Raw genomic sequence first — 12,890 nt, 5'->3', positions numbered from 1 at the left:
GGGAGAGTAGGCCGCCGCCAGTTTTTATTTTATTTTTAAAAAATCCTTTATCTGATGATAAAGGATTTTTTTGTTTTATACCTATATCTATATGGTAGGCAGCAGGGATTAGGTGATAGGAAATATTTAATCAATAATCTTTGCTAACAACAAACAAACTTTTATTTTTCTCTCCTCCTTCCTTCCAGACTCCATCCTCTATTCTCTATCCCACATCATTGCCACTCCGAAGGAGTCTAAACAAAGCTCTTTCATAAATTAAAATAGCAGAAAAATGATTCTTCTTAATTAAAATGCTTCGACTCAGCTCAACATAACCACTGCTAATACTAACAGCTTTATCCTGTCATTTTAAGCCCATAAATCGCTTATCATCTCAAAAACTCACTTAGGTCTGGTAACTAATATCTAATAAGTTATAATCCACTTTATTTTAATCCAAAAAAAAGAAAAAAACCGCTTCTGTACAGAAACGGTTCAAATTTTATGACATTGTGATTGTAAAGCTTACATATCACTGTTCGTATCCGGACATTTGAAATCATCACTGCAGGTAGCGCATACTATAACTCCGCTGCAATAATACATGCAAAAATCTGTTTCAGGAAGATTAGCTCCTCCGGAAATGTTTTTTAATTGGCCTTTTTGTAGTTTTTTTAAATTTTTCATATTGTTTTAATTAAAAATTTGTATGTAAAGTAAATTTAATCAAAATATTTTTAATTAAACAACATGTATCGCATTAAAAAATAAAATTTAATATAATTAATTGAAAAAGATACTGTATAAAGTTTGAATTTTATTTAAATATTTGATTATTAATGAAATAAATACTATTTTTAATTTAGCGTTATCCGAAAAGCTTATAGAGTAGGAAATACCAAAAATCAAAAACTATGAAAAATCTAAAAAAACTTTCAAGAGAAGACAAGAGAATTATTGTTGCAGGAATTAATTTTCCGGCTTATTGTATTGAAGGTGGAGGACCGGGAGAAGGTGGCTGCTCTGCAGGAGAAATCTGTTTAGGAGGAAAATGCGCCCCTGACAGTGGAAATCCGGGTGGAGGAGGAAATCCTGGAGGTGGTGGTGATACATATACCTGTATCTGTCCATGGGGAACTTTTCACGCAATCTACCCCATGTCCTGAATTTTACTGTATTACAGGATAGTATATGTTGGATTGTTGTACAATGGCCATGTACACTTTTCTAATAAATAATATAATAAAAACGGCTGCCTCTAGTTGGAGACAGCCGTTTCTTTTTATTTTTTAATCAATCCCAGTTCGATCAATCTTTCATGCAGGAATTCTCCGGCAGTAGTATCTTCGTATAATTTTGGATTGTTTTCATCTACACAGTTCTCAAGAGCATTTAAAGACATTGCACTGATAGGATGCATAAAGAAAGGAATTGAATATCTTGAAGTACTCCACATTTCTCTTGGTGGGTTTACCACTCTGTGGATGGTAGATTTCAACTTGTTATTGGTATGTCTTGAAAGCATATCCCCAACATTGATCATCAGTTCATCTGGTTCTGCAATAGCATCAATCCATTCTCCGTTGTGGTTTTGAACCTGAAGACCTTTTCCCTGTGCTCCCATTAAAAGAGTAATAAGGTTGATGTCCCCGTGAGCAGCTGCTCTTACAGCATCATCCGGTTCTTCTTTGATTGGCGGATAGTGAATTGGTCTTAAAATAGAATTTCCTTCTGCGATCTTGTCATCAAAATAAAATTCATTTAAACCAAGGTGCAATGCTAAAGCTCTTAGAACATACTGCCCTGTTTTCTCAAGCATTTGGAAGGCTTCTTTACCTACTTCATTAAACTTTGGAAGTTCATCAACAATTACGTTGTCCGGATACTCAGTTTTGTATTTTGAATCATCAGACAGATACTGTCCAAAGTGCCAAAATTCTTTTAAGTCTCCTTTTTTGAAACCTTTTGCAGTTTCTTTACCGAATCCTACATAACCTCTTTGGCCACCAATTCCTGGAATCTCATACTTCTGTTTCGTTTCCACTGGCTGTTCAAAAAAGTTTTTTACCTCACCATACAAATCATCTACTAGATTGTCATCAAGAAAGTGGCCTTTTAAGGCTACAAAACCAATTTCTTCATAAGCTTTTCCGATTTCATTTACAAATTTCTGTTTGCGTTCCGGGTTGTCCGAAAGGAAATCACGCAGGTCTACACTAGGTATTTTATCCATTTTTAGAAATTTACGAATAGCAAAATTACATTTTTTTTGATTTAAATGATTTTAAAATCATTATTTATAAGTTAAATTTGCTGTATGAAAAAATATTCTTCTAAGAGAAGTATCCAAATACTTGCACATCTTCTTCAGCAGTACGGAATTGCAGATATCGTAATTTCTCCGGGGTCAAGAAATGCTCCTTTGGCCATCCATTTTTCAGAGGTAGATAGTTTCAACTGTTACAGTATTGTAGACGAAAGAAGTGCTGCTTTCGTGGCAATGGGAATGGCAAAAAGTGAGAAAAAGCCTGCAGCGATTACCTGTACCAGCGGATCAGCGGTAGTGAATTATTATCCGGCGATTACTGAAGCTTTCTATCAGAATATACCACTTTTGGTACTGACGGCAGATCGACCGACTGATTTTGTTGATATATTTGATGGTCAGACGATACGACAGAAGGATGTTTTTCATCAGCATTCCTATGGTGACTTTCAGCTTTTAGAAGACAGCCAGGAAAATGCAGAAGATATTAATTTCGATATTATTAAAAAAGCAATTGAACTTTGCTTTGAAAAGCAGGGACCAGTACATATCAACATTCCTCTGGAAGAGCCTTTGTATGAATTGGTGTCAGAACTTCCAACTTTTCCTACTGTGGAAAAAACACTCAAGCATAAAGAATACGAAATTCCCTCCAATCTGGTTGCAGAATGGCATACTTCACAGAGAATTATGTTATTGGTGGGAACAAGAGATTACAGCCCGGAATTGGAAAACCAATTAACGCAATTGGTAAAAAACCATTCTGTTGTTGTATTAAGTGAGGCCAACTCAAATCTGCATCATGAAAAGTTCTTCAGACATATAGATCGTTATATCTTCAACTTTACGGAAGAAGATTATAAAACATATGCTCCTGACCTGTTGATTACAATAGGACAGAACGTAGTTTCCAAAAAGGTAAAACAATTCCTGAGAAGTGCCCGCCCGAAACAGCACTGGCACCTGGATGAAGTATGGCAGCCCGATACTTACTTTTCACTGACAGAAAAGATAGAGGTAAAACCAGAAGTTTTCTTCTCAAAACTGTTGAAATTTATTAATCTGGAGCCTAGACCTTATTTTAATCTTTGGGATGTTTTAAGGGATAAAAAAGATGCTAAACACGAACTGTTTTTAAATACTATTGAGTTCTCGGATTTTTATTTCTTCAATAAGGCCTCGCAAACAATTCCTGAAAATTATAATATTCATTTCAGTAACTCCTCAGGGATCAGATATGCACAGCTGTTTGATTTTGGAAAGAGAAAAATGTATTGTAACAGAGGAACCAGCGGTATAGATGGCTCTACTTCCACGGCAATGGGATTTGCTATCAAAAATGAAAATCCAACTTTATTAATCACAGGAGACTTAAGTTTCTTTTATGATATCAATGGACTTTGGAATCAATATATTCCGCCGTTTGTAAGAATTATGATCTTCAATAACGGTGAAGGAAATATCTTTAAAATCATTCCGGGACCTGGAAACGCCAACCCGAATACCCTGGATGAGTTTATCGCGACAAAACACCGTAAGAATGCAGAATCCCTGGCAAAACATTTCGGATTCTCCTATATCAGGGTAGAGGATGAAATTACATTAGACAGAGTTCTTGAGAATTTCTTCAAACCTGATGCACAGCCAAAAATCCTGGAAGTAAATACTCACGGGAAGAATAGCGCAGATGTGCTGAAGTCGTATTTTGAATTTATGAAATAAGCTTAAAGATCAAGATATTCTTCATTCCCCGGCAGATTGATAATTCTGTCGATAGAATAGATAAACATATCATCGAAATCATTCAACGCATTAATGATCTGGAAATGGGTGAATTGCTTTATGTTCTGTAAAGTAATCTCCGTTTCTTTGATCTTTTTCTGCTTTAAAAGATGCTGTCTCTGCACTCCGTTTAGTAAATAAGTAGAAGGTGTGAACCAGTCTTTTCCTTTTAAAAATAAGATATTAGAGAAAGAAGTATCAGTAATATGATTGTTTTTGACAATGATAATTTCTTCAGCTTTCGCTTTCATCTTCATTTTATCCAGTTCTTTACGATCTTCGAATTTGAACGAGTAATCAAAACTGTTATTTTCCACCAGTTTGAAATCCTGTATTTCCGGAATTGCATAAGGAATCATCTGTGTCCTGATTCTTTTGTCAAGATCATAGGCAATTCTTAGCTTGAAAAGACCATCCTCATCATGCTGCAGATTTTTATAGATCTTAGCCAGATCAATAGAGTCTTCTTTTCCGAAATGGGAAAATGTTTGATTGACACGTTTCTGATGTAGATCCAATAGAAAAATCTCCTGATCTTCTACTTTAATGCTTTCAATGAATTGGGACATAGATTTTATTTTTCATTTCCTGATATTCGTCTTCTAATTTACTCATGTGCGTTATACCGCCTCCGCTTTTGAAATAGAGTTGATCTCCTTCTTTTTCAATAAAGCGTATCATTACACAGCTATCTACATTCTGACCGTCAAACCAGCCGCAAACTCCTGTGTAATATCCTCTGTCATATTCTTCTGCATCCAGAATGATTTCCAGTGTTTTAGGTTTGGGTGCTCCTAAAATAGAGCCTGCAGGAAGAAGTTTCTTCATAATACTTCCTACTTTCCCGTCAAATTCAGGCTTTATCATTCCTGAAATCTCAGAACTCATTGCATACAGATCCTTCTGTTGGGTTTTGATGAATTCAATATGCTGGAACTGATCCACCTTTACATCATCTGCCACCATGCTCAGATCATTCCTTAGCAAATCTACTACGGTGTAATGTTCTGCTTTTTCCTTTTTATCATTTTTCAGGATTTCTGGTGCATTTTCAATGGATGCATCAATCGTACCTTTCATAGGATAAGTGAAAATTTTTCCGTCAACGATCTTTACAAAAGTTTCAGGAGAAAAAAATACAAAAAAATCTTTATAAAATACTTTATACTTCGCATTTGAGTGATAAAAAATTTCTTCTAAGGTTAAATTCGTCTCTATCTTCGTCTTTCTAGTATAATTTACTAAATAAGAGTTTCCTAAACGAATATTTTCCTGAACTTTATCAAAACCCATTTTAAAGCTTTCTAAGGTTTCGGGAAATGATTTCCAGATTACTTTTTTGTCTAGCGCATGTGTTTCTTTTGTCTTTGAAATCTCTTGAAAATCAATCATTAAACCTTCTTTTTTAATTTCCTGTTCCTGGTATATTTCAACATTCTCTGAGAGAAAGTCGATTACGAAAAAATAGGGAACCTTCTGAAGAGAAAGCTCATCCATTTCCATAAATTTTTGATGATTCACTGAAAACATTCTGCAAAAGTACTTATTGATGTTTACTTTTGCATAAATTTTTTTATGATGCAGAACAAATATCCTCAGAAACCGGGAATAGATTTTATATTGAAGCAGGCTTTTTTTTATTGGAATAAAACACTCGTTTTTCAGTTGATGTTTTCCATCATCTTTTTTGGAATATTACTTACCGCAGTGATGCTTTTCGGAGAGAAGTACGATGTTTTTTCTTATAACAAGGAATTGCAGGAAGCCTTTCTGCAAGGAACTCAGGTTTATTTGAAAAAAATGGAGGCAATAACGGCTACTGAAAATTATCAGATGTTTACCCTGGCAATCTGGGGAACCACAGCATTTCTTTATCCGCTAAATCTTGGAATGTTCCAGATCTTCCGTAAGCTTGACCTTAAAGAAAATATTGTAATAGGAGATCTTTTTGCAGGATACAATGGGCTTAACTTTTTTAAGTATGTAGGGTATTTCCTTTTCTGGTTCTTTGTTTACAGATTTACCATTCCTACTGTTGTGCTGGCGATAATTTGGGTGGCAGTGACACTATTTGTCGCTCCGCTTATGTTTTTTACCAATAAAAGAATCTTCGAAGCAATCTCCCTGAATTTTAAAGCTCTTAAAATGTACTTCGTTGAAATAATGGTATGCGTAATCGTTGCATTTCTATTCAAGTATTTGGGTTTTGCTTTATTTTTAATTGGTGGTCTTTTCACATTTCCTTTCTGGAATGCGATGATTTACTCTCTTTATAAAACGGTTTTTTCGGAGAAAAGTTAAAATTTCATTGATGTTTAATGTATTCTTTTGCTAAAAAAAACTAAATTTGGTAAAATCATTAAATATTTAAATTATGTCTGAATTTAACGAATTTGATCAACAAGGCTCTGTGCCCAACAGAGATACGGGGTCGATAATTTCTCATGCTTTTGAAATGTACAAAGGCGTTTTTGGTTACGGAATCGTAGCTATGATTATTTACCTGCTTGGAGGATCCCTCATTCAAATGCTTACAGGATTTGACTCTGCTTCTATGGTGGAAGAAATGAAATCTTCAGGAGGTGACTTTAATTATTGGAGTACTCCGGGCCTTCCTTTGTATATGGGAGCTTCCAGCCTTTTTGGACTTTTATTATCACCTTTGTATGTAGGATTGATCTATATGGTGAATAAATACAATACAAAAACCCCGATTGAGTTTTCTGATCTTTTTATCGGATACCGCCAGAATTTTGTAAACATTTTGATTTACAGTCTTCTTGCCTGGGTTATTTCCTCAATTGCTCTGGCATTGTGTGTATTGCCTATCATTTTTGTATATCCTTTCCTTTTAATAGGATATCCGATTTTATTATTTGAAAATGCTTCTGCTACAGATGCTTTGTCAAAGTCTTTCAATATTGCTAAAGAAAACTATGGAACTTTCTTATTAACCGGATTTTTAGGATTTCTAATTTCTATTGCAGGGGTTGTCCTTTGCGGAATAGGGGTTATCTTAACGGCTCCGTTTATTATGATTGTAATGTACTCTACGTATTGTGCTTTCTTAGGAAAACCAAGACAAATTATGTACAGTAAATAAATATAAAATACACAATGAATAAGGACAAACAAATAAGCAGTGTTGCGATAAAGCAGATGTCGTTGCTGGCCATTATTCTGGTTTTGGCAGGGTTGATCTGTTTTAATCTCGCATTGTTTATTCCCTCGGTTCTGGGAGCGATTACCATTTATGTAGTATGCAGGAGATATAATTTTTACCTTCAGGAAGAAAAAAAATGGAAACCGTCATTGGCCGCTTTTGCATTAATGTTTGCAAGTCTTATTGTTCTTATTCTTCCCATCTATTTTATTGCCGATCTGATTATTGATAAGCTGGGAAATGCACAGGCCTATATGGCTAAATTCAATGTTTTCCTGGATAAAATACATTCTTATATTTTCTCTAAAACAGGATTTGATATTCTGAGCAAAGAGAATATGGCAAAATTGAAAGATAATGTAGGAAAAGTTTCTACATCTGCAGTCAGTGGTACTTTCAATACGCTTACCGTAGTGATGTCTATGTATTTTATTCTTTATTTTATGCTTGAGAGGCCGAGACTCTTCGAAAAGATTCTGACTTCTTCTGCACCATTGAAGAGAGCCAACATTTCTTTGATTGGCGATAAAATGAGAAAACTGATCATGGCCAATGCTATTGGTATTCCTGTTGTAGCAGTAGGGCAAGGGATTGTAGCGCTTATCGGTTATCTTATTTTTGGAGCGCCGGGAGCAGTACTTCTTTTTGCATTAACGGCTGCCGCGTCAGTAATTCCTGTTGTGGGAACTGCTATTGTGTATGTTCCTGTGTGTATCTTTATGATCGCTGAGGGCAATACCGGACAAGGTGTGGGATTAGCGATTTACTGTCTTGTGGTGGTAGGGCTTACCGATAATCTTCTTCGCTTTACCCTTTTAAAGAAACTGGAAAACATCCACCCATTGAATACCGTATTTGGAATCATCATGGGAATGAATCTGTTTGGCTTTATGGGGCTTATTTTCGGGCCTATTCTGATCTCACTGACTCTTCTTCTGGTTCAGGTATACAGGAATGAATTTTCGGATGAAGATGCTCCTCCGGATCTTGAACTTCCCGGACAGGATGATATTAAAGAAAAATTAATTTAATTATATAAAAAGTGGAAGGACTCAATCCCGAAATATTAAAAGAAATCTGTGTAATGAAAATGCCGTTCGGTAAGTATGAAGGAACAGTTCTGATTGATCTTCCGATCAGCTACCTGGAATGGTTCAACAAAAACGGAATGCCAAAGGGAAAACTGGGAATGCAGCTTTCAACGGTTTATGAGATCAAATTGAATGGTCTGATGGATCTTTTGACACCTATCAGAGCAGCAGTAAGGAATGGATCGTAAAAATTAAAATATAACTATTTCAGTATATAGATTCGGCGGCATCAAAGATGCCGCCGAAACTTTTTTATATCAATCTTGTTTAAGCTTTCAAAGCTAAAATTTCATCTCTCAGCTTAGCGGCCTTAATGAAATCAAGGTTTTTCGCTGCAGCTTCCATTTCTTTTTGCTTTTGCTCAATCATTTTCTCTATATCTTCACTTGCATAGGTTGCTTTTGTTTCGGCCACCTTTTGCATGATTTCTTTTTGGGTGTATTTTTGATCAGGGAAATCCTTGCTTCTTCCGACAAGATTTTCAGAAATCTTTTTATTTAGAGCTGTGGGCTTCATTCCATGATCTTCATTATACTGCATCTGTTTTGCACGGCGGTATTCTGTCTCATCCAAAGTAGCCTGCATAGATTTCGTGATTTTATCGGCATACATGATCGCTTTTCCGTTCACATTCCTTGCGGCACGTCCTACGGTTTGAATCATTGATCTTCTGCTTCTCAGCATTCCTTCTTTGTCAGCATCCAGAATGGCAACCAATGAAACCTCAGGTAAATCTAAACCTTCTCTTAATAAGTTAACCCCAATCAATACATCAAAAAGTCCTAAACGAAGATCCTGCATGATCTGAATACGTTCCAGTGTTTCAACATCCGAATGAATGTATCTTGTTCTGATTCCGAATTTGGTGAAGTATTTTGTAAGTTCTTCTGCCATTTTCTTTGTTAAAGTAGTAACCAGTACTCTTTCATCAACATCAGATCTTTTCTGGATTTCTTCCATTAAATCATCAATTTGATTTAATGAAGGCCTTACTTCAATAATAGGGTCAAGAAGTCCGGTAGGCCGGATAATTTGTTCAATATAAGCTCCTCCCGTTTTTTCCAGTTCATAATCTGCAGGCGTTGCAGAAACATAAATAACCTGATTTTGAATGGCTTCAAATTCTTCAAACTTTAAAGGTCTGTTATCCATTGCAGCCGGAAGTCTGAATCCATATTCTACTAATGCTTCTTTTCTGCTTCGGTCACCTCCATACATAGCATGAACCTGCGGAACGGTAACGTGGCTTTCGTCAATAACCATTAAAAAGTCTTTAGGGAAATAATCGATTAGACAGAAAGGTCTTGTTCCCGGAAGGCGGCCGTCCAGATATCTTGAATAATTCTCAATCCCAGAGCAATAACCTAATTCTTTGATCATTTCAAGATCCAGTTCGGTTCTTTCCTGAAGTCTTTTTGCTTCTAATGGTTTCCCAACAGAGCTAAAGAAATCCACCTGTTTTACCATATCATCCTGAATGTCTTTAATGGCTCCATTTAAAGTTTCCTTTGAGGTTACAAAAAGATTAGCAGGGTAAATCTGTATCTGATCAAAATTATCTTCTACATTTCCTGTAACAGGATCAAAACTTTGAATCTTTTCAATTTCATCACCAAAAAACTGAATCCTGATTGCGTTATCAGCATATGCAGGGAAAACATCAATCACATCTCCCTTCACACGAAAGGTTCCTCTTTGGAATTCATTTAATGTTCTGGCATATAATGCATTAACTAATGAATGGAGAAGTGCAGTTCTTGTCACTTTTTCACCAATCGCTATGGAAATTAAAGATTTATGAAATTCTGTTGGATTCCCAATACCATAAATACACGAAACAGACGCTACAATCAAAACATCTCTTCTTCCTGAAAGAAGACTGGCGGTTGCTGAAAGACGTAGTTTTTCAACTTCTTCATTGATGCTCAGGTCTTTTTCAATATAAGTTCCCGTTGTAGCAATATAAGCCTCGGGCTGGTAGTAATCATAGTAACTGACAAAGTATTCCACGGCATTTTCCGGGAAAAATTCTTTAAATTCCATAAAGAGCTGTGCGGCAAGCGTCTTATTGTGTGCCAGTACTAAAGTGGGGCGCTGAACATTTTTTACAACATTCGCAACAGTAAAGGTTTTTCCGGAACCCGTTACCCCAAGAAGCGTTTGATATTTCTCACCGATCTCTATTCCTTCGGTCAATTTTTCAATAGCCTGAGGCTGGTCTCCGGTAGGTTTATATTCTGATTGAAGCTTAAAATCCATAGAAAGTATGTATATAACAAAAATACGAAAGAAATTATTAGGCAGTATAATGTTTTGGAGATGAATATTTTGATAATAATTTTTTAACTGAAATTATTAAAATAAAAAAAGCGCTAATTATTAGCGCTTTTCATTATTGTGGACGGGCAAAAGTGAGTGTTGCCGGGACCTTTAATACAGAGGCTATGGCTTTTCCATCTTTCATTGCAGGCTTCCAGCTGGTTTCATTACTGATTTCAGTGACTGTTTTTAGAAGTTCCCGATTCATAATTTCATTTTCTCCGGAAGTGGTTACCTGAGTTGTTTTTCCATTCTCATTGATATGAATATATGCCATAGATGTTATCGTTCCGTTGTAGCCACCCAAATTACTTACATCCATATCCTGGCCTATTCTGATTTTCAGGTTCTTATCTCCTCCAGGATATTGTGCCGGAGTTTCGTTAGTGCTTTGTTGAGTATTGATGGCTGTATCTGTGTTTTTACCCTCGCTTATGCTGTTCACTCTTGGAATTATTGTATCCGAAACTTTTTTTAATCCCTGTTTTTTGAAACCCATTATAACAGATGATTTTCCTTCTTCCTTGGTCTTTTCATAATATGAAGGTGTCATTAAGGTCACCTGATACGGTTGTGGATTTTGGGTTGTTCTGGCATTCGGATAAACCTTGCTGATATAAACATTTGAAAAGTCATTCGGAGTATAATTTTTCAAGTTGCTGTTTTCTATTTTTTTGGAATCAATCCAAACAGCATAATTTTGTTTGTTTAAAAATGACTTCAATTCATTTTCTGTCGGAATTCTTTTTTTCAGTTCAGGCATCGCGAAGAAAGTGATCCTCTGCTCATTTTTCTGATTTTCATTGAGCAGTGGATACAGTTCGCCAAGCCTTTTTTTATCATTTTCTGTGACTTTATTTGAAAACGCTGCATATTTTTCTTGTTTAAGAAGATCAGCATATTTTGCCAATATGTCTTTGAACTCCTGATAAGGATCCTGACTCGTAATTTGGGCAGGTATTTCTGCTATTCTTTCAGAAAGAAGAACCTGAGAGGAGTTTCCGGCATATGTTCTTTCAGAGAATAATGCTAAAGTTGAAATAAGAACTGTGATGCCCATTGTTTTCTTTAGCAGACTAAACTTTGATTTTTTTGTATTCATCATAATAAATCTTTTTTTGGTGTTATTAAAATTAAATGAATGAGTCAAAGGAGGATTTTGATGGCTGAGAATTTCTTCCAGAATAAGATGCTGGTATTCTTTAATGTTATAATTATCTTTCATAACCGCTCCATCAGCCAAAAATTCATGATTGGTTATTACCGCTTTCTTGTATAAAAAAAGAATGGGGTTGAACCATGTAAAAATCTTTAGAATATCCAGAAATAATAGATCCGCACTATGCTTTTGCTCGATATGGGTCTTTTCGTGAATAAAAATTCTTGGATCTATCACGTTGTTATTCATATAGTTTTCACCCATGTAGATTGTATTCCAAAAACTAAAAGGGGAAAGATTTTCTTTCGTTACTATCACATTGTGACCCTGATACCTATACTTTTCTCCGGATATTCTTTTTAATGCCAGAAGAGAGAAAAGACTTTTTAACAACAGAAAAAGAGTGACGATAATATAAATTCCCCATACCACATTCATCCAGTTAAAACTTTCCTGCTCCTGTGGGATAAAAACTAATTGTTGTGCAGTTTCTTCAATGATCAGTTGAGGAGTTGCCGCTGGTTTTTGGCTTGGCAGAGTAATCGTAACAAACGGAATTGTATAGGATAGCAGCAATGAACTTAATAAATACAACCGGTTGAATCTGTGCATTCTTTCTTTTTCCAAAAACAGATAATAAACGGCAATGAAAATAGAAGAGCACAAAATTATTTTCAGAATGATGGCAGTCATATCTATTCTTCTATCTGGTCATCTATAATATCACGGAGTTCTTTCAGTTGCTTTTGGCTGAGTTTTGCATTGGAAGTAAAAAAAGAGGCAAACTGTGTTACAGAGCTGTTGAAAAAACGATCAATCATGGAAGTCATTTCTTCCTTGAAATATTCCCCTTTTTCTACCTTTGGATAGTATTCGCGGGAATTTCCATATAGTTTATAGCCTACCAGTTCTTTATTCTGCATTCTTTTAAGTAACGTTGCAGTGGTAGTGGGTGCGGGTTTAGGTTCCGGATAAGCATCCAGAATATCCTTCATGAAAACGGCTTTCTTTTCCCAAAGAATTTCCATAAGGATTTTTTCAGAATCGGTTAGTTTAATCTCTTTCATTCTACAATGTTGTAATTTATTCTACAAATGTAGAATAAAAATTAATATACACAAACTTTAT

At 35.5% G+C, this 12,890-nt stretch carries 13 protein-coding genes; 6 read left to right on the top strand and 7 right to left on the bottom strand.

Going from position 1 to position 12,890, the window contains the following annotated elements:
- Nucleotides 1-507: 507 nt before the first annotated feature.
- A complete protein-coding gene (locus LKL37_RS20980; RefSeq protein ID WP_431612362.1) occupies nt 508-669 on the bottom strand; it encodes a bacteriocin-like protein in 162 nt (53 codons plus the stop codon).
- 227 nt (nt 670-896) lie between these two features.
- Between LKL37_RS20980 and LKL37_RS20975 the strand changes: the two genes are divergently transcribed.
- On the top strand, nt 897-1,148 hold the full coding sequence (locus LKL37_RS20975; RefSeq protein ID WP_431612361.1) for a bacteriocin-like protein: 252 nt from the start codon (nt 897-899) through the stop codon (nt 1,146-1,148).
- 116 nt (nt 1,149-1,264) lie between these two features.
- Here LKL37_RS20975 and LKL37_RS20970 read toward each other — a convergent pair whose 3' ends face one another.
- The gene (locus tag LKL37_RS20970; protein WP_431612360.1) at nt 1,265-2,215 is read right to left on the bottom strand and encodes an isopenicillin N synthase family dioxygenase; all 951 of its coding nucleotides are present in this window, start codon (nt 2,213-2,215) and stop codon (nt 1,265-1,267) included.
- Nucleotides 2,216-2,299: 84 nt separating this feature from the next.
- On the opposite strand from LKL37_RS20970, the gene menD reads away from it, so the two are divergent.
- Nucleotides 2,300-3,970, top strand: a complete 1,671-nt coding sequence (menD, locus tag LKL37_RS20965; protein WP_431612359.1) for a 2-succinyl-5-enolpyruvyl-6-hydroxy-3-cyclohexene-1-carboxylic-acid synthase — start codon at nt 2,300-2,302, stop codon at nt 3,968-3,970.
- Between the two features lie 2 nt (nt 3,971-3,972).
- Here the strand turns inward: menD and LKL37_RS20960 are convergent, their stop codons facing one another.
- Entirely contained in the window at nt 3,973-4,599 is a 627-nt protein-coding gene (locus tag LKL37_RS20960; RefSeq protein WP_431612358.1) for an aminotransferase class IV, read from the bottom strand.
- Nucleotides 4,583-5,560 carry an aminodeoxychorismate synthase component I gene (locus LKL37_RS20955; RefSeq protein ID WP_431612357.1) on the bottom strand — a complete coding sequence of 326 codons (978 nt, stop codon included), beginning with the start codon at nt 5,558-5,560 and terminating at the stop codon, nt 4,583-4,585. The genes LKL37_RS20960 and LKL37_RS20955 overlap by 17 nt, the downstream gene beginning before the upstream one ends.
- A gap of 48 nt (nt 5,561-5,608) precedes the next feature.
- On the opposite strand from LKL37_RS20955, the gene LKL37_RS20950 reads away from it, so the two are divergent.
- The 4 genes from LKL37_RS20950 to LKL37_RS20935 all read left to right on the top strand — a co-directional run bounded on the left by LKL37_RS20950 (nt 5,609) and on the right by LKL37_RS20935 (nt 8,472).
- Nucleotides 5,609-6,331: a hypothetical protein gene (locus LKL37_RS20950; protein WP_431612356.1), complete on the top strand. Its 723-nt coding sequence runs from the start codon at nt 5,609-5,611 to the stop codon at nt 6,329-6,331.
- A 73-nt stretch (nt 6,332-6,404) separates the two neighbouring features.
- On the top strand, nt 6,405-7,133 hold the full coding sequence (locus LKL37_RS20945; protein ID WP_431612355.1) for a beta-carotene 15,15'-monooxygenase: 729 nt from the start codon (nt 6,405-6,407) through the stop codon (nt 7,131-7,133).
- A gap of 14 nt (nt 7,134-7,147) precedes the next feature.
- Nucleotides 7,148-8,224: an AI-2E family transporter gene (locus LKL37_RS20940; RefSeq protein ID WP_431612354.1), complete on the top strand. Its 1,077-nt coding sequence runs from the start codon at nt 7,148-7,150 to the stop codon at nt 8,222-8,224.
- A gap of 11 nt (nt 8,225-8,235) precedes the next feature.
- Nucleotides 8,236-8,472 carry a DUF3820 family protein gene (locus LKL37_RS20935; protein WP_431612353.1) on the top strand — a complete coding sequence of 79 codons (237 nt, stop codon included), beginning with the start codon at nt 8,236-8,238 and terminating at the stop codon, nt 8,470-8,472.
- A gap of 79 nt (nt 8,473-8,551) precedes the next feature.
- Here the strand turns inward: LKL37_RS20935 and uvrB are convergent, their stop codons facing one another.
- The 3 genes from uvrB to LKL37_RS20920 all read right to left on the bottom strand — a co-directional run bounded on the left by uvrB (nt 8,552) and on the right by LKL37_RS20920 (nt 12,829).
- Nucleotides 8,552-10,543, bottom strand: a complete 1,992-nt coding sequence (uvrB, locus tag LKL37_RS20930) for an excinuclease ABC subunit UvrB (protein WP_431612352.1) — start codon at nt 10,541-10,543, stop codon at nt 8,552-8,554.
- Nucleotides 10,544-10,676: 133 nt separating this feature from the next.
- Nucleotides 10,677-12,455, bottom strand: coding sequence for a M56 family metallopeptidase (locus LKL37_RS20925; RefSeq protein ID WP_431612351.1), 1,779 nt, complete (start codon nt 12,453-12,455; stop codon nt 10,677-10,679).
- Nucleotides 12,456-12,457: 2 nt separating this feature from the next.
- Nucleotides 12,458-12,829, bottom strand: a complete 372-nt coding sequence (locus LKL37_RS20920; protein ID WP_431612350.1) for a BlaI/MecI/CopY family transcriptional regulator — start codon at nt 12,827-12,829, stop codon at nt 12,458-12,460.
- Nucleotides 12,830-12,890 lie beyond the last annotated feature (61 nt).

This window comes from Chryseobacterium sp. 'Rf worker isolate 10' (genome assembly GCF_050753305.1).
Classification (GTDB): domain Bacteria; phylum Bacteroidota; class Bacteroidia; order Flavobacteriales; family Weeksellaceae; genus Chryseobacterium.
This window is presented reverse-complemented; position numbering and strand designations above follow the sequence as displayed.